This is a genomic window from Advenella sp. FME57, assembly GCF_014897675.1.
Classification (GTDB): domain Bacteria; phylum Pseudomonadota; class Gammaproteobacteria; order Burkholderiales; family Burkholderiaceae_B; genus Advenella.
The window spans coordinates 26873-43401 of sequence record NZ_JABUXU010000007.1; the positions used below are offsets into that span (position 1 = coordinate 26873).

The following is a 16529-nucleotide window of genomic DNA, read 5'->3' on the forward strand; positions in this document are numbered from 1 at the left end:
CGATTTTGCCTATGCACAAAAAAAATTTGCAATGGCCGTGTCATTGCAGTACAAAAAAAGATGAGATCCGGACATTGCCAAACCGGCGACTGCCCCCAGGCAGCGACGCCGCAAGCGCATCCGGCATTTCTGGTCCGGTATCACAGCCGTGCGATCTGCTGCGCCCACGTAGCGCAAAATATCGCAGGACCACTATCACATATATGAAATACAGTTAGAATAAGATAAACGCACAAGGAGTCTTTGTGGAACTGAAAAGAGAACAGCCAACCGCATTAAATACGGTCACCCGCTATGGGGACCACTTCATCGAAGTCAATGAAGTCGAATATACCCATGCCATTGCGTTTCGCCCCGAAGGTACTGTGCGCCCGTGGAACGTGACCGCTGTCAGCGACATTACAACAGATCAGCTGATTCTGGCTGCGGACATCCGTAAGGTTGAAGGCAACCCCATCGATTTTCTTGACGACGCCCCTGCCACCAAATTTGAGAACACGCCTGAAATTTTGCTCGTGGGCACCGGTTCGCGCCAGCATTTTCTGCCTGCAGCAGTGACTGCGCCCCTGCTGGCCGCGCGCGTGGGCATTGAAGCCATGGATTCGAAGGCGGCTGCTCGCACCTATAATGTACTGATGGCTGAAGGCCGCAATGTTGCTGTCGCGCTCATGCTCAGCGAAGGAGAATAAAATGACCAGTCCCCCCACCATCGGCAAGAAAGCGCCGGCATTCAAGGCCGAGAGCCAGCTTGGTCCGGTCACCCTGGCCGCACTGAAAGGCAAAAACGTCGTGCTGTATTTTTATCCCAAGGACAACACCCCCGGATGCACGACCGAAACCCAGGGATTCCGGGATGCGCTGAGCGATTTCGAAAACGAGAACACCGTCATACTGGGCGCCTCGCGCGATTCGCTTAAAAGCCACGAAAATTTTGCCACCAAGCAAAATGTGACCTTTGCCCTGTTGTCCGACCCCGACGAAACATTGTGTACACAATACGACGTTATCAAGATGAAGAACATGTACGGCAAACAGGTACGCGGAATTGAACGCAGCACCTTTCTGATCGATGGCACGGGCAAGCTTGTGCAGGAGTGGCGAAAAGTGAAAGTGCCTGGCCATGTTGATGCCGTCCTTGAAGCAGTGCGCGACCTGAATGCCGCGCAACAGGATTAGTCCCACCCGGGCCCTGACGGGTACCCTTTTCCATGGTGCAACCGCCCATGGAACAACAGCCATGTGAGAAACTATCTATGCCACTTCCAAAGCTGCCTGCCAAACCTGCCGACATCCTGGATATGACGGGAATGCCGGTTCCAAAAGCCTCCAAGGAAGATACCGCGACCGCGGCGCCCCGTGGACGCAAGCGTCAGAAGCAGGACCAACCCGGCACGGTGGCAAGCGTCGACGCAGCCAATGCAACCGACTACGCCCGGCCGGATGTCGCTGATACAGCATCGGCCGGCATCGCTGTGCCAGCCGATATGACAGAACCGGCACAGGCCAGAGGAGGCGCCAAGGTGGCAACAATCGCACCGCAGGCGCGCGAGCAGGCCGATACCAAAGGCCGGCGCACCACCACCGCGCGTCGCGCCGACGCAGGTAGCGGCACCGCGCCTGCCGGGGGCAAATCGGGCAGCACACGCGGCGCACCGGTACGGGCGGCAAACACGGCGGGCAGCAACGGCTTGTCCAAACTCTTTGTCCTGGACACCAACGTACTGCTGCATGACCCTACATCGATCTTCCGCTTCGAAGAGCATGATATTTTCCTGCCCATGATGATGCTCGAAGAGCTGGACCATCACAAGAAAGGCATGACCGAAGTGGCACGCAATGCACGCCAGGTCAGCCGCTCGCTGGATGCGCTGGTGGCAGAGACTGAAGATATCCTCAAGGGCATGCCGCTGGACGCACTGGGCAACAAGGATGCAACCGGCCGCCTGCTGTTTCAGACGCAGAATATGGAAGGCCGGCTTCCCGTAGACCTGCCCAACGGCAAGGCCGACAATATGATCCTGGGGGTAGTGCAAACCCTGCATCGTGAACAGCCGCAACGCCAGATCGTGCTTGTCTCCAAAGACATCAATATGCGCTTGAAGGCGCGGGCGCTGGGTCTGGAGGCCGAAGACTACCTCAATGATCATTCGCTGGAAGACTCCGACCTGCTGTATGACGGGGCCATGCTGCTGCCGAACAATTTCTGGGCCAAACATGGCAAGGATGTCGAATCCTGGATTCAGGGCGGCACAACCTACTACAAGATCAAGGGACCGCTGTGCGCCGATTTCGTGGTCAACCAGTTCGTTTATCTTGAAGGCGACTCGCCGCTGTACGCCCAGGTTCGTGAAGTCAACGGGAAAACAGCCGTGCTGGCCACCCTGCGAGACTATACCCACAAGAAAAACAATGTGTGGGGCGTCACCGCACGCAACCGCGAACAGAACTTCGCGCTCAACCTGCTCATGAATCCGGATATTGACTTTGTCTCGCTGCTGGGCCAGGCAGGTACCGGCAAAACCCTGCTGGCGCTTGCCTGCGGGCTGACCCAGGTGCTGGAAACCAAGCGCTATACCGAAATCATCATGACCCGGGTAACCGTGCCGGTGGGTGAAGACATCGGGTTTCTGCCGGGTACTGAAGAAGAAAAAATGCAACCCTGGATGGGCGCGCTCGAAGACAATCTGGAGTTTCTCAATACGGGCACCAAGAATGACGGTTCGTCCGGCGAATGGGATCGCAGCGCCAGCAAGGAAGTGGTCAAATCGCATATCAAGATCAAGTCGCTCAACTTCATGCGCGGGCGCACTTTCCTGAACAAGTATCTGATTATCGATGAAGCGCAGAACCTGACGCCCAAGCAGATGAAAACACTGATCACCCGGGCCGGCCCCGGCACCAAGATCATTTGCCTTGGCAATATCGCACAGATTGATACGCCCTACCTGACCGAAGGCAGTTCGGGCCTGACCTATGTCGTCGACCGCTTCAAGGGCTGGCCGCATTCCGGGCATATTACGCTGCAAAAAGGCGAGCGTTCGCGCCTGGCCGACTATGCCGGAGATGCGCTGTAGCCTTGGTTGGCCAATCGTATCGGAAGGCAAAGGCCGGTGACACCCTCTTCAATGAAGCGGATCACCGGCCTTTTTTGTTTTTAGAAAAAAGAATACATCACCACAGGTTCAAGGTGATTTTACCTAATGTCCATGTCTTTGCGCCACACGCGGTCAGGACACCCATCGCTGGTCCATCGCATCGGCCCACAAGCCAGTCAGACCAGGCCCTGCGAGTCAATTGCCAGACGCCGGCACATGCCATTTGCCACCACAAGACCACAAGATATGCTGCGCAATTACAGCCACCACGCGCTTGGCCCCAGGTAAATCCGGTGCAGGATTGAGTACAATAGCCGCACCATTCAATCCTTAACGTAGATACGCGCAATGTCCCAGTCCCTGCTTCGTTTCCTGAAAATCGACCGTTTCACCCTGTTGTTGATCGTCGCGGTTATTATTGCGTCTGTATTACCCGCGCATGGTCGGGGCATGCCCGTCGCCGAGCTGGTCACCAACCTGGCCATTGCACTGCTGTTCTTCCTGCACGGCTCACGCCTGTCACGCCAGGCGATCATTGCCGGCGCGACACACTGGCGGCTGCATCTGGTCATTTTTTCCTGCACGTTCATTCTGTTTCCCCTCTTGGGTGTCGTTCTGCGCCCGGTGCTCGAACCCATGCTGACACCGGACCTGTACAAGGGTGTACTCTATCTGTGCGTGCTGCCGGCCACGGTGCAATCGGCCATCGCCTTCACCTCGATCGCCCGCGGCAATATTCCCGCGGCCGTATGCAGCGCATCCTCGTCCAGCATACTGGGCATTTTCATCACGCCCATGCTGGTTAATTTGCTGATTGCCGATAGCAATGCAACGGCAGACTCACACCAGGCACTGGAAGCCATTTGGCTCATTACCCTGCAGTTGCTGGTTCCCTTTGCGCTGGGGCACTTTAGCCGCCCGTGGACCTCGGGGTTTATCGGCCGGCATGGTTCCCTCATGAAGTTTGTGGATCAGGGCTCCATCCTGCTGGTGGTCTATGTTGCATTTTCCGAGGCGGTCAATGAAGGCCTCTGGCATGAAACACCGATAGGTGCCCTGATTGCAGTTGTGTTTGCCAGCGTCCTGCTCCTGGCCATTGTGCTGATTCTGACTTCGCTGATCGGTCGCCTGATGGGCTTTTCGCTCGAAGACCGTATCACACTTGTATTTTGTGGATCGAAAAAGAGTCTGGCCAGCGGCCTTCCCATGGCGCAGGTGCTGTTTGCAGGTCAGGCGGTCGGCGCCATTATTCTGCCCCTGATGATCTTCCATCAGATCCAGCTCATGGTATGCGCGGTCATCGCCGCCAGGCTGGGCAAGCGACCGCAAGAAACCCCGGTTGACCAGGATGACGAGACCTTGCTCAAAAAACCGACATAACAAAGAACATGAGGCAAAGCGCATAGCGCAAAGAACACAGAAAAAAGGGGCAGTGCCAGCAACACGCAGGCACTGCCCCTTTTGTTTTTTTATTCTGCGATAAAACTGTCGCCCGGGCCGGCGTAATTCATAAACTTGGTAAATTCACCAGCGAACGTCAGCCTGACCGTACCAATGGGGCCCGCACGCTGCTTGCCGATAATGACTTCGGCAGAGCCTTTGTCCTGACTATCGGGGTGATACACTTCATCGCGATAGATAAACAGGATCAAGTCGGCATCCTGCTCAATCGCGCCCGATTCACGCAAGTCACTCATGATAGGCCGCTTGTTGGTGCGTTGCTCCAGGCCCCGATTCAGCTGCGACAGCGCAATAACGGGACATTCCATTTCCTTGGCCAGGGTTTTGAGCGAACGGCTGATTTCAGAAATTTCGGCAGTCCGGTTGTCGTTTTTGGACAAGGCATTGCCCGACATCAGCTGCAAATAGTCGACCACAATCAGGCCCAGCTTGCCACACTTGCGCTTTAGCCGGCGCGCGCGTGAACGCAGCACCAGCGGGCTTAATGCCGGACTCTCGTCAATGTAGATTTGCGCTTCCTGCAATAGCTGCATGGCGTGGGTCAGCTTGGGCCAGTCCTCATCCAGCAACCTGCCGGTACGCATGCGCTGCTGATCCAGCTTGCCGATAGAGCCGATCATCCGGGCCGCCAGTTGCGTGGCTTCCATCTCCATGGAAAAGACAGCAACAGGCAAGCCTTCGTCGATCGCTACGTGTTCGGCAATATTCATGGAAAACGACGTTTTACCCATGGCCGGCCGACCAGCCACAATGACCAGTTGGCCCGGATGCAAACCCGTGGTTTTGCGATCAAGGTCAACAAAGCCGGTGGGAATGCCGGAGACATCACCGTGATTGCCATCACCCAGCTCTTCAATCCGCTTCAGGACATCGACCAGCAGATCGCCTACTTCCTTGAATTCACTGCCCGAAGACGAGCCCTCGGACACTTGCAGGATACGCGTTTCGGCCTCGTCAAGCAGCTGGCGCGCTTCCTTTCCCCGGGGATTGAGCGCCTCGGACGCGATTTCGTCGGCAAACGTCACCAGCTTGCGCAGGATCGCCCGCTCGCGGACAATTTCGGCATAGCGAATAATGTTTGCCGCTGACGGCGTGTTGCGCGTCAGCGCATCCAGATAAGCCAATCCGCCGATCTCGTCCGACTTGCTCTCGAGCACCAGCGATTCGTGCACGGTAATGACGTCGGCCGGACGGTCCAGATTGATCAATTTACAGATATGTTGGAATAACAGACGGTGATCATGACGATAAAAATCATCTTCATTGAGCAGACCGCTGATATTCTCCAGTTGCGCATTGTCTATGAGCAATCCGCCAAGCACGGATTGTTCCGCCTCAACCGAATGAGGTGGCAGGCGCAGGGAATCCAGTTGAGGATCAGGAGCATTCATGGCAGGGTAAACCGGGAAATTGATAACGTGATGATCTGTTGCTGGCAGAAGTGGCAACAAAACAGGATCAAAACGACACAGGCAAAGATGTCATTATACGCAGTTCGCCACCTTGGCGTGAGGGAGTCTGTAAAAACAAAGAGCCGGATCAACCGGCTCTTTGGTGTACTGCTACAGCGATCAAGGCAAATGGATTACGCCATTTCGCCCACAACATTGACAGTGATGTCAGACACCACATCAGCGTGCAGATAGACCTGTACGGGGTATTCGCCAACCGCTTTGAAGGCACCGTCAGCCAGGCGAATCTGGTTTTTTTCGACGCCTTGGAAACCGGCAGCTACCAGACCGGCCGCGATGTCCATATTGGTAACAGAACCGAACAGACGACCGTCCACACCGGCTTTCTGGCCGATTTTCAATGTGTAGCCATTCAGCTTTTCAGCCTGGGCTTGGGCGGCAGTCAGTTTTTCAGCCTGGGCTTTTTCCAGCTCCGCGCGGCGGGCTTCAAATTCGGCGATTGCAGCTTGCGTTGCACGACGGGCTTTTTTCTGTGGAATCAGAAAGTTGCGAGCATAGCCGTCTTTCACACGTACCACTTCACCCAGGTTGCCGACATTGACAATTTTCTCGAGAAGAATAACTTGCATGATGGTTTCCCTGATTAGTTATGGTTATCTGTGTACGGCAACAGAGCCAGAAAACGTGCGCGCTTGATTGCGGTGTCCAATTGGCGCTGATAGTGCGCTTTGGTGCCGGTCAGACGTGCAGGAATGATTTTGCCTGTTTCTGTGATGAAATCACGCAGGGTATCGATATCTTTGTAGTCGATTTCTTCGACGCCAGCTGCCGTAAAGCGGCAGAACTTGCGGCGTTTGAACAATGGATTTTGCTGAGGAAACTTATTGCGTTTATCCTTGCCTTTTTTCATGAAAGCCATGATATTGCCTTTTATGTATGCGAGGGTCTGGCCCTCTGAATTTCAATAGTGAGCGTACCGCTCATTCCGTTATGCCAGGATGCCTGGTGATGGCGATGGGTCCGTTGTGTTTGCTTCGCCGGGAAATTGAACCTGCTGGATATGCAACACCAGCCTGCTTGAATTTTTCCTTGTAGGCGCCAAAAATCCGCGTACGCGCATTTCGGCTCCCAGTGGCAATGAGGCGAGCTTCTGCCCCCATTGGCCGATGGCCTTGGCCGGAATCGTCATCTGGACGAGCCGCGGCAGACCGGCTTCAATCACTTCGGACTCATGCGTCAGGATCAGATCCAGCACCGGCATTCCTGCCGGTGTATGCCTGAGGGCGCCCATTTCAAGTATGCGGGCCTGCAGGCTAAGCTGGTTCATATTGATGCCTGGCGCAATGCGCCATTAACCCGCGTTTTCCTGTTCTGATGTCTGCTCGGTGGTCGCCTTGCGGGCTTCTTCACGCTCTACAGATTTCATCATCACCGACGCACCGGTATGGGGCTTGCTGGCCTTGATAACCAGGTGACGCAGTACGGCGTCGTTGTAGCGGAACGCATGCTCAAGCTCATCCAATGCAGCTTGTGAGCATTCGATATTCATGCAGACATAGTGAGCTTTGACCAGTTTCTGGATAGGGTAAGCCAATTGGCGGCGGCCCCAGTCTTCAAGACGGTGTACGGTACCACCGTCGCCTGTTACCGTTGCCTGGTAACGTTCGATCATCGCGGGCACCTGCTCGCTCTGATCCGGGTGAACAATAAACACTACTTCGTAGTGACGCATAGATAACTCCTTGTGGAATGTCCGCAATAAGGCATTTGAATTGACAGCCAGCTGTACATGACAACCAGTGCAAGACAGAACACCAAATCGCAGGGGGCAGCCCGCCGGCACTACTGGTTGCGCAATTAGCATACTGGCGGCATTGTCATTGTTTTAATGGCTAAATAACCAAATCAACGACCGCAAGATACGCGCAACCCCGCACCGGGGCGAGCAAGAAACCGTAGACTATAACACGAAAAAATCAAAAAGACCACCGACGGTGATCTTTTTTACGAGCCAAGATGCTGATTTACCACTGTTTTTTTCTCAAAGCGGCGTTTGCGCCCGGCCTACCAGCGGCGGGATGTCGCTAATGCCGCTCCGATAGGGGCAAGCTGCGCTGCTAGCCTTCTACTACTGCGTAGGCACTGTGGTTATGAATAGACTCGAAATTCTCGGCTTCTACCCTGTAACTGACAACGCCGGGCAGCTTCTGGAATACCGCAGCGACATCGCGCACCAAGTCTTCGACGAACTTCGGATTGTCATAGGACCTTTCGGTCACATATTTTTCATCGGTCCGCTTGAGCAACCCCCACAGCTCGCAGGAGCCCTGTGCCTCGATACGCCGGATCAAATCGTCCAGCTCATAGTGCTGCTCGGCGATCAGACTGACCGTGACATGGGAGCGCTGGTTATGCGCCCCGTATTCGGAAATCGCCTTGGAGCAGGGGCATAGGCTCATGACAGGCACCAGCACGGTTTGCTCGACCACGGCCTGCTCCCCTTGCGCCTTGGCCACCCAGGTTACCTGATAGTCCATCAGGCTTTCCACGCCGGACACCGGCGCCGTCTTATTGATGAAATAAGGAAAGGTTGCCGTAATATCACCCTTTTCGGCATGCAGCAGCGGCAGCATCTCGAGCGCCATGGCACGAAATGTTTCGGCTGTCATGGGCCGATTGCGCCAGGTGTTGAGCAGCGCCATGAAACGGGACATATGCGTGCCCTTTTCGTGCGCCGGCAGCATCACCGTAAACGTCCATTCGGCAATGGTTGCCTGCACCGAGCCGTCGGCCAGTTGCAGCAACATAGGCTGCTTGACCTGCCGGATACCCACACGCTGTATGGTGATATGCCGCTCGTCCAACGTACTTTGCACATCGGGCATCAGCACCGACGGTTCAATTTGAGAATTCATTTATTCGCTCTATAATTTATTTAATCAGCCAGCGCTAACCGAAACGCCGGGCGATCGCCTGCTCTATTCCGGCTGCATCCAGTCCGACACTGGCCAAAAGGCCCGCCTGGTCGCCATGATCAATGAAAACATCCGGCAATCCCAACTGCAGCAGATCGCAACACAGGCCGTTGGCATGCATCAACTCGGCCACCGCACTGCCTGCGCCACCCATGATAGCGCCCTCTTCCACGGTGACCAGTTGCTGGTGAGACTGCATCAACGCCAGCAGCAACGTGTCATCCAGTGGTTTGACAAACCGCATATCCACCAGCGTTGCATTGAGTTTTTCCGCGACAGGCGCTGCAGCATGCAACAATGTACCAAAGGCCAGGATAGCCAGCTTTTCGCCCTTGCGCCGCACCACGGCCTTGCCCAGGTCAACCACATCCAACGCGCTCGTCACTTGTGCACCGGATCCGCTGCCTCGCGGATACCTGACAGATGCCGGGCCAGCATGCTGATAACAGGTAGACAGCAGCAAGCGGGTTTCGTTCTCATCGGAAGGTGTGGCAATAACCATATTGGGGACGCATCGCAAAAATGCAATATCGTAATTACCGGCATGTGTCGCACCGTCAGCGCCCACCAACCCTGCGCGGTCCAGCGCAAAGGTGACATCCAGATTCTGCAGGGCCACATCATGAATGAACTGATCATAGCCGCGCTGCAGGAACGTCGAATAAATGGCCAGCACCGGCTTGAGCCCTTCGCAGGCAATTCCCGCGGCGAACGTGACCGAATGCTGCTCGGCAATGCCGACATCAAAATACCGTTGCGGAAACCGTTTTTCAAACTCGACCAGCCCGCTGCCCTCGCGCATGGCGGGGGTTATCCCGATTAGACGCGAATCCTGTTGCGCCATATCGCAGAGCCAGGCGCCAAAAACCTGGGTAAACGTCTGCTTGCCCGGCTTGGCCGGTTTCTGGATACCCAGCTCGGGGTCAAACTTGCCGGGTCCGTGGTACAGCACCGGATCGGCTTCAGCCAATTTATAGCCCTGACCTTTTTTGGTTATAACATGCAGAAACTGCAAGCCACCCAATTCCCTTAAGTTCTGAAGGGTTGGCACCAGTGAGTCCATATCATGACCATCGATGGGGCCCACATAATTGAATCCCAGCTCCTCAAACAACGTAGCCGGACTGATCATGCCCTTGGCATGCCCTTTGACGCGCCGGGCGATGTCCAGCATGGGCGCGGGCATATGTTCAAGCACGGCACGTCCGACATTCTTGGCATCGCGATACAGCCCGCCGGACAACAGTCGCGCCAGATAGCGATTGAGTGCGCCAACCGGTGGTGAAATGGACATATCGTTGTCATTCAGGATCACCAGCACATTCACGTCTGGCGTTACGCCCGCATTGTTCAGCGCCTCGAAGGCCATGCCGGCGCTCATGGAACCGTCGCCGATCACCGCGATATGTTGCCGGTCGATACTTAGGTTCCTGGACGCAACTGCCATACCCAGCACCGCAGATATGGACGTTGACGAATGGGCGGTGCCGAACGCATCATACTCCGACTCGCTGCGACGCGGAAAACCCGAGATGCCGCCATGCTGGCGCAACCCCGGCATATCCCCGCGCCTGCCGGTCAGGATCTTGTGCGGATAGGATTGATGACCGACATCCCAGACAACACGATCATGCGGCGTATTGAAAACATGATGAATGGCCAGCGTAAGCTCTACGGTGCCCAGATTCGATGACAAATGGCCCCCCGTGCGCGATACGGAATCCAGGATGAAGGCACGCAACTCTGTCGCCGCCATCTTCAGTTGATGCTGGCTGAGTTTTCGCACGTCGGCGGGTAAATCAAGTGTATCTAGTAACTTTGTCATGAAATCGTCTTGGATGCCCGGCGCTGCAGATCCGCAACAGCCGGGCAGAATGAATCGCGGATTGACCTCAAAAGACTGTCAGGATTTTCGATGGATAATCAGGTCTGCCAGTTCCCGCAGTCGGCAGGCTGGCTCACCCAGCGGCTTGATGGCATCCAGGGCCGCTTCATGCAACTGCTGTGCAAAGTCTCTGGATTGCGCCAACCCCATCACCGAGACATACGTGGGTTTGTTGTCCGCCGCATCCTTGCCCGGCGTTTTACCCAGCGCCTGCTGATCGGCGGTCACATCGAGAATGTCGTCAACAACCTGGAACGCCAGGCCCATGGCCGAACCATAATTTTCCAGCGCCATACGGATATCCGAATTGGCAGCAGTCACAATCGCCCCCAGTTGTACGCTGGCTTCGATTAACGCCCCAGTTTTGAGCCGGTGCATAAATTGCAGTTGCTCTGGATCAAGACGCGTGTTGACGCTGGCCAGATCGATGGCCTGCCCCCCCACCATGCCCTGGCTGCCGGCAGCCTGTGCCAGCACATTGACCGCCTGAACCACAAGCGCCGGCGCGACCGACATTTGCGCCAGTTGCGCAAAGGCCAGCGGCTGCAGCGCGTCGCCTGCCAGCATGGCGGTTGCCTCGTCAAACTGGATATGCACGGTAGGCTTGCCGCGTCGCAGGACATCATCATCCATACAGGGAAGATCGTCATGGATCAGCGAATAGGCATGGATCAGCTCAACAGCAACTGCGGCGCGCGAAAGCGTGTGCTCCAGTGCAGAAGGCAATGCGCTTTGTTGCGCGCTTGCCTGCCCGGCCGCATACACCAGCGCCGCGCGCAGACGCTTGCCTGAGCCAAGCGCGGCATACCGCATGGCCTGGTGCAACTTTGTCGGCGTTTCGTCGGCTGGCGGCAGAGCTTTGTCCAACGACCCTTCAATCTTTTCAATGCAGGCCGGCAACCAGTCCTGAAACGATACAACCATGGCGTTCATGATTCGGACGATCCTGTCTCGCCCAGGGGAACCAGCATATTATTGCGCAGCACACTAATCTGCTGTTCAGCAGCATCCAGCTTATCCTGACACACGCGCGCCAGCCCAACACCCCGTTCGTAGGCAGCAATGGAAGCCTCCAGCGACATGCTGTTGTCTTCCATTTGCGTCACGATCGATTCGAGCTCGCCCAGCGCCGCTTCGAACTGATCGGGCAATGCCACAGTGTCGGTTTTTGCATTCTCAGTCAAAACCAATCTCCAATGCTTTCAGTTGTGCAATTTGCTCATTGTACGAAATCAGCGGGTGCTTCGGTTGCAGATTTGCCACTTTTGCCGCAAAGTCAATCCACCCCGCCCCAGACCTCGATTTGAGCACCATGACCCAGGCCTGGCAATCTTGACTAAGGTATTGATTTTCTTTACAATTACCCTCCTTTTAATTTTTTTGACACTTTATGCCGGCTCATGACCCTTGGTGAGGCGGCATTTGTTTTCATCGGGGGGCATCTCATGTCTGATATTGCCAAACTGGCACATGTATCACCGGCGACGACGCAATTGCCAGTCGACGTCTACTTTAACGACGATATCTTTAAAAAGGAGCAGGCCCGCATCTTCGATGCCTCGGCGCTGTACGTCGGACATGAAAAACTGGTGCCCGAATCCGGAGACTGGCGCACACTGGCGCATGAACAGGCCGGACGCGTGCTCGTGCGCAACGGCGACAATATCAGCCTTGTGTCAAATGTCTGTCGCCACAGACAAGCCATCATGCTGGGGGGCCAGGCGGGCGACGTGACCAGCGCGACCAATAACCATGGCAATCTGCGCAGCGCCGGCGGCAATATTGTCTGCCCGCTGCACCGCTGGACCTATGACAATCAGGGCACCTTGCTTGGCGCGCCGCAATTTGACAGCAATCCATGCAAGAACCTGCAGCAGTTCCCGCTACAGAACTGCAACGGCCTGCTGTTCGAAGGCCCGCGTAATCCGGCCGCCGACATGGCGCCCCTGTTTGCGCGCCCCGAATTCGATTTTTCCGACTATGTATTTGACCGCGCGATCGTGCACGAATGCAATTACAACTGGAAAACGTTTATCGAGGTCTATCTTGAAGACTATCATGTGGCCCCGTTCCATCCCGGCTTGGGCAGCTTTGTCACCTGTGACGACCTGACCTGGAACTTTGCCGAAACCTTCAGTCTGCAGCGTGTGGGCGTGCACCAGGCATTGGCCAATCCGGGCTCCGAGGTTTACAGGAAATGGCACGACGAGTTGCTCAAGTTCCGCCAGGGTGAAACGCCAGACTTCGGCGCCATGTGGGTTACCTATTTCCCAACCCATATGATCGAGCTCTACCCGCATGTACTGGTTCTGTCCACGCTATATCCGGTCAGCCCGCAAAAAACGGTCAATCTGGTTGAGTTTTACTATCCGGAAGAAATTGCCATGTTCGAGCGCGACTTCATACAGGCCCAGCAGGCCGCCTATATGGAAACGGCGATCGAAGACGATGAGATTGCCGAACGCATGGACGCCGGCCGCCAGGCGCTGTACAAACGCGGCACGTCTGAAACCGGCCCGTATCAGTCTCCCATGGAAGACGGCATGCAACATTTTCACGAGTGGTATAACAAGCTGATGGCCTGATTGCTGTAGTCCCGCCTGGCTGCACGCATCTTCGCCAGTATGTATGCGCGCGCCAGGCAGCCTTTTTTGTGGGCGCCGTTTTCCTAGGCGCGGTTATCGTAGGTGTCATTATCGTCGGTGCTTATCCAATTAATAAGCATCCGCCGATACACCCGCATTACACCCCGCCACATCAGGACGTTGTCTTGACCACCTGCGATTTCTTTTGCCTGTCGGCCAGCGCCAAGGTGCGCCATGCCGAGAGCAGACCAGCCAAAATCACCATTCCCATACCCAGCCACGCCAATACGTCCGGCGCATTCTTCCATACCAGGATGCCAATGCCTGCGGAAAAGATGATGGTTGTATATTGCAGCGCCGCCGATAGCAGCGGCGAGCCCGAACCAAAGGCACGCGTCAGCGCCAGCTGGCCGAACAGGCCGGACAGGCCCACCACCAGCAAGGCGACCCAGGCCACCACATCAGGCTGACCAATGCCATGGGCTTTGATGCCTATTAAACTGGTGCTGGTAACAAAAATGGAAAAATACATAACAGTCAGCCAGATGGGCTCGCCAATGGAGCCCAGCTGGCGTACCTGCATCATGGCGACGGCGCCACAGGCCCCAGCCAGCAAACCCAGCGCGCAGGCAAACCACTGATCTTCGGTGATACTGGGACGCAAGATCAGGAGCACGCCGGCAAAACCAATGCCCACAGCAAGCGTGCGCACTACATCATTGGTCGCCCTGCCCGACAGCAACAAAAAACCCGCAATAAACAGGGGCGAGGTGTAATTCAAACTGGTGCTGGTGGCCAGGGGCAGCACGCTGTACCCATAAAATGCCATCCACATGGCGCCTACGCCAAATACGTTGCGCATCAGGTGCAGGCGTATACTTTTGGGTTTAAGGGATTTGCGGGTGGAGACGGCCCAGATTACCAGCAGCACGACCGAAGGCAACCCCCGGAACAGGATCACCAGTGACAACGACGCGGCATGTTCGGATGCCAGTTTGACTGATGCCCCCATGATGGCAAACATGAGAGAAGCCACTAACATCCACAGTGCCTGCATGTAAAATCCGGAAATTGCTTGAAAAGAAAATAACATTCTACTGCGAACAAGACTGTAAAAGGACGACATTGCCCTTATATAATTGATCTGGCCTGATTCAGTTATTTTTAAGCTCCAGATGGCAGACTTATTCGGACTCGAAATATGTCATCCGGATTGATCCCTTCCTACAAGGACCTGCTGCATGAAACGCATTATTCTTTTTCTTATGACCAACCTCGCCGTCATGGTGGTGTTGGGCATTACGCTGAACCTGCTGGGTGTGAACCGCTATATGGACGCAAACGGCATCAATATGGGTCAGCTATTGGTATTTTCTGCCGTGATCGGCTTCGTTGGCGCCTTCATTTCCCTGCTGATGAGCAAACCGATGGCCAAATGGACCATGGGACTGAAAATAATTGATCCGGCGGCGCCCGGCAACCAGAGAGAACTGTGGCTGGTCGATACCGTTCATCAGCTAGCCGATCGCGCCGGCATTGGCCATCCTGAGGTGGCCATCTATGAAGGCGAACCCAATGCGTTCGCCACGGGTGCCTTCAAGAACGACTCGCTGGTGGCAGTATCTACCGGTCTGCTCGACAGCATGACCGAAGAGGAAGTGACTGCGGTCCTTGGCCACGAAGTGGCGCACATTGCCAATGGAGACATGGTCACCCTGACTCTGATCCAGGGCGTGGTCAATACCTTCGTCATTTTCCTGGCCCGCGTGGTCGGATATTTCATTGACCGCACGATTTTCCGAAATGAACGCGGCGTCGGGATGGGTTACTACATTACCGTACTGGTCTGTGAGATCGTGTTCGGGGTCCTGGCATCCATTATCGTGGCGTGGTTCTCGCGTCAGCGCGAATATCGCGCCGATGCAGGTTCTGCACAAATGCTCGGCTCCGCCTCGCCCATGATCAATGCGCTGGCAAGACTGGGCGGCCTGCCCCCCGGCGAATTGCCCAAGCAGTTCGAATCCTCGGGCATCAGCGGTGGAGCCGGTGTAGCCGCGCTATTTTCTACCCACCCGCCTATCGAACACCGCATCAACGCGCTGCGCGCGCGCATCGTCCAGTCCTGACCTACCGGGGCATGGCAGAAACTCAAATGGCTGGCCTGAACCGCTGGCGGTATTAATTGATCTGTTCTGCCAGCGCCCGCCATTTTTTTATCCCCTGCGTCACGGACGCTGCTGCTTGCCGCTCGGTCCCGCCGACTGGAACAGCGCCTTCAGCCGATAGTGTTTTACGCACTTCAGGATCATTCAATATCCGGTTGATTTCGACATTCAGCTTCTTGATGATATGCCGGGGAGTTCCCTTGGGCGCCATCAACCCGAACCAACCGTTGCCTTCGTAGCCAGGCAAGCCCCACTCGGCGATCGTTGGCACATTGGGAAGCGCTGGCGAACGGCTTACTCCGGTTACTGCCAGTGCCTTGAGCGTGCCGGCCCTGATTTGCGAGAGCACCAACGGAAACGGCGCAAAATTTAACTGCGTCATTCCCGCTACCAGATCATTGATGGCCGGTCCACTACCCTTATAGGGAATATGGGTCAGCTTGATGCTGGCCATCGAAGCGAACAACTCACCAAACAAGTGGTTCGATGTCCCCTTTCCCGATGAACCATAATTGAGCTTGCCGGGATTTTTCTGTGCATAAGCAATCAGGCCCCGGACATCCTGCACTGGCAGACTAGCCGTTGCAGTCAGAATGGTTGGCGGTGTTGCCAACAGAATAACCGGGTCCAGATCGGTGACCGGATTATAAGGAAGATCTTTATACAGGCTTTGGTGTCGTTCCTGCTTCACTGCTAGCGACCGTCAATATGGATGGAATGCACTGTGGTTATTTCCATTCAGAATCGACCACATACTGGACACTGTGCGCCACCACACCCAAAGCACGCTCGCCCAGTCCCACCGTCGAACCCTTTATACGTTTGTTCCTGGCGTACCTGAAATCTTCACGCAACTCCACTGCCATACATAATGATGCATGAAATAAACCACGGTGACGATCGCTTGCAGCGTCTTCACCGTGGTCTGGTTTTTCCAATTATGCAGGCCAG

The 16529-nt window shown here is 55.5% G+C and carries 18 protein-coding genes; 6 read left to right on the forward strand and 12 right to left on the reverse strand.

The window, feature by feature from the left end:
• The first annotated feature begins 245 nt into the window (after positions 1-245).
• The 4 genes from INT32_RS09620 (at position 246) to INT32_RS09635 (ending at position 4475) form a co-directional block, all read left to right on the forward strand.
• A complete protein-coding gene (locus INT32_RS09620; protein ID WP_193088522.1) occupies positions 246-689 on the forward strand; it encodes an MTH938/NDUFAF3 family protein in 444 nt (147 codons plus the stop codon).
• A gap of 1 nt (position 690) precedes the next feature.
• Positions 691-1176 carry a peroxiredoxin gene (locus INT32_RS09625; protein ID WP_193088523.1) on the forward strand — a complete coding sequence of 162 codons (486 nt, stop codon included), beginning with the start codon at positions 691-693 and terminating at the stop codon, positions 1174-1176.
• A gap of 77 nt (positions 1177-1253) precedes the next feature.
• Positions 1254-3074 carry a PhoH family protein gene (locus INT32_RS09630; RefSeq protein WP_193088524.1) on the forward strand — a complete coding sequence of 607 codons (1821 nt, stop codon included), beginning with the start codon at positions 1254-1256 and terminating at the stop codon, positions 3072-3074.
• Positions 3075-3443: 369 nt separating this feature from the next.
• On the forward strand, positions 3444-4475 hold the full coding sequence (locus INT32_RS09635) for a bile acid:sodium symporter family protein (RefSeq protein WP_193088525.1): 1032 nt from the start codon (positions 3444-3446) through the stop codon (positions 4473-4475).
• 89 nt (positions 4476-4564) lie between these two features.
• On the opposite strand, the gene dnaB is transcribed toward INT32_RS09635, so the two are convergent.
• The 9 genes from dnaB to xseB all read right to left on the reverse strand — a co-directional run bounded on the left by dnaB (position 4565) and on the right by xseB (position 12012).
• The gene (dnaB, locus tag INT32_RS09640; RefSeq protein ID WP_193088526.1) at positions 4565-5947 is read right to left on the reverse strand and encodes a replicative DNA helicase; all 1383 of its coding nucleotides are present in this window, start codon (positions 5945-5947) and stop codon (positions 4565-4567) included.
• A gap of 194 nt (positions 5948-6141) precedes the next feature.
• Positions 6142-6597 (reverse strand): 50S ribosomal protein L9, encoded by a 456-nt coding sequence (gene rplI, locus INT32_RS09645; RefSeq protein WP_193088527.1) that lies wholly within the window; start codon positions 6595-6597, stop codon positions 6142-6144.
• Positions 6598-6611: 14 nt separating this feature from the next.
• Positions 6612-6887, reverse strand: coding sequence for a 30S ribosomal protein S18 (gene rpsR, locus INT32_RS09650; RefSeq protein WP_193088528.1), 276 nt, complete (start codon positions 6885-6887; stop codon positions 6612-6614).
• 69 nt (positions 6888-6956) lie between these two features.
• Entirely contained in the window at positions 6957-7295 is a 339-nt protein-coding gene (priB, locus tag INT32_RS09655) for a primosomal replication protein N (RefSeq protein WP_193088529.1), read from the reverse strand.
• 24 nt (positions 7296-7319) lie between these two features.
• Entirely contained in the window at positions 7320-7700 is a 381-nt protein-coding gene (gene rpsF, locus INT32_RS09660; protein ID WP_193088530.1) for a 30S ribosomal protein S6, read from the reverse strand.
• 385 nt (positions 7701-8085) lie between these two features.
• Positions 8086-8883, reverse strand: coding sequence for a GTP cyclohydrolase FolE2 (gene folE2 / locus INT32_RS09665; RefSeq protein ID WP_193088531.1), 798 nt, complete (start codon positions 8881-8883; stop codon positions 8086-8088).
• Between the two features lie 34 nt (positions 8884-8917).
• Entirely contained in the window at positions 8918-10768 is a 1851-nt protein-coding gene (dxs, locus tag INT32_RS09670) for a 1-deoxy-D-xylulose-5-phosphate synthase (RefSeq protein WP_193088532.1), read from the reverse strand.
• Between the two features lie 78 nt (positions 10769-10846).
• Positions 10847-11761 carry a polyprenyl synthetase family protein gene (locus INT32_RS09675; RefSeq protein ID WP_193088533.1) on the reverse strand — a complete coding sequence of 305 codons (915 nt, stop codon included), beginning with the start codon at positions 11759-11761 and terminating at the stop codon, positions 10847-10849.
• Positions 11758-12012 carry an exodeoxyribonuclease VII small subunit gene (gene xseB, locus INT32_RS09680; protein WP_370540207.1) on the reverse strand — a complete coding sequence of 85 codons (255 nt, stop codon included), beginning with the start codon at positions 12010-12012 and terminating at the stop codon, positions 11758-11760. Before xseB ends, INT32_RS09675 begins: the two co-directional genes overlap by 4 nt.
• Before the next feature lie 261 nt (positions 12013-12273).
• Between xseB and INT32_RS09685 the strand changes: the two genes are divergently transcribed.
• Complete coding sequence (locus INT32_RS09685; RefSeq protein ID WP_193088535.1) at positions 12274-13413, forward strand: aromatic ring-hydroxylating dioxygenase subunit alpha; 1140 nt, start codon at positions 12274-12276, stop codon at positions 13411-13413.
• 172 nt (positions 13414-13585) lie between these two features.
• Here INT32_RS09685 and INT32_RS09690 read toward each other — a convergent pair whose 3' ends face one another.
• Positions 13586-14470, reverse strand: coding sequence for a DMT family transporter (locus INT32_RS09690; RefSeq protein WP_193088536.1), 885 nt, complete (start codon positions 14468-14470; stop codon positions 13586-13588).
• Positions 14471-14654: 184 nt separating this feature from the next.
• Here INT32_RS09690 and htpX point away from each other — a divergent pair, with 184 nt between their 5' ends.
• Positions 14655-15539, forward strand: a complete 885-nt coding sequence (htpX, locus tag INT32_RS09695; RefSeq protein ID WP_193088537.1) for a protease HtpX — start codon at positions 14655-14657, stop codon at positions 15537-15539.
• Positions 15540-15591: 52 nt separating this feature from the next.
• Here htpX and INT32_RS09700 read toward each other — a convergent pair whose 3' ends face one another.
• Entirely contained in the window at positions 15592-16269 is a 678-nt protein-coding gene (locus INT32_RS09700; RefSeq protein WP_193088538.1) for a tripartite tricarboxylate transporter substrate-binding protein, read from the reverse strand.
• Between the two features lie 37 nt (positions 16270-16306).
• Entirely contained in the window at positions 16307-16444 is a 138-nt protein-coding gene (locus INT32_RS09705) for a hypothetical protein (protein ID WP_193088539.1), read from the reverse strand.
• Positions 16445-16529 lie beyond the last annotated feature (85 nt).

Excerpts from the sequence above, each read along its gene's own strand:
- INT32_RS09625 (WP_193088523.1), top strand. The coding sequence starts at position 691 with ATGACCAGTCCCCCCACCATCGGCAAGAAAGCGCCGGCATTCAAGGCC.
- INT32_RS09630 (WP_193088524.1), top strand. The coding sequence starts at position 1,254 with ATGCCACTTCCAAAGCTGCCTGCCAAACCTGCCGACATCCTGGATATG.
- INT32_RS09635 (WP_193088525.1), top strand. The coding sequence starts at position 3,444 with ATGTCCCAGTCCCTGCTTCGTTTCCTGAAAATCGACCGTTTCACCCTG.
- dnaB (WP_193088526.1), bottom strand. The coding sequence starts at position 5,947 with ATGAATGCTCCTGATCCTCAACTGGATTCCCTGCGCCTGCCACCTCAT.
- rplI (WP_193088527.1), bottom strand. The coding sequence starts at position 6,597 with ATGCAAGTTATTCTTCTCGAGAAAATTGTCAATGTCGGCAACCTGGGT.
- rpsR (WP_193088528.1), bottom strand. The coding sequence starts at position 6,887 with ATGGCTTTCATGAAAAAAGGCAAGGATAAACGCAATAAGTTTCCTCAG.
- priB (WP_193088529.1), bottom strand. The coding sequence starts at position 7,295 with ATGAACCAGCTTAGCCTGCAGGCCCGCATACTTGAAATGGGCGCCCTC.
- rpsF (WP_193088530.1), bottom strand. The coding sequence starts at position 7,700 with ATGCGTCACTACGAAGTAGTGTTTATTGTTCACCCGGATCAGAGCGAG.
- folE2 (WP_193088531.1), bottom strand. The coding sequence starts at position 8,883 with ATGAATTCTCAAATTGAACCGTCGGTGCTGATGCCCGATGTGCAAAGT.
- dxs (WP_193088532.1), bottom strand. The coding sequence starts at position 10,768 with ATGACAAAGTTACTAGATACACTTGATTTACCCGCCGACGTGCGAAAA.
- INT32_RS09675 (WP_193088533.1), bottom strand. The coding sequence starts at position 11,761 with ATGAACGCCATGGTTGTATCGTTTCAGGACTGGTTGCCGGCCTGCATT.
- INT32_RS09685 (WP_193088535.1), top strand. The coding sequence starts at position 12,274 with ATGTCTGATATTGCCAAACTGGCACATGTATCACCGGCGACGACGCAA.
- INT32_RS09690 (WP_193088536.1), bottom strand. The coding sequence starts at position 14,470 with ATGCAGGCACTGTGGATGTTAGTGGCTTCTCTCATGTTTGCCATCATG.
- htpX (WP_193088537.1), top strand. The coding sequence starts at position 14,655 with ATGAAACGCATTATTCTTTTTCTTATGACCAACCTCGCCGTCATGGTG.
- INT32_RS09705 (WP_193088539.1), bottom strand. The coding sequence starts at position 16,444 with ATGGCAGTGGAGTTGCGTGAAGATTTCAGGTACGCCAGGAACAAACGT.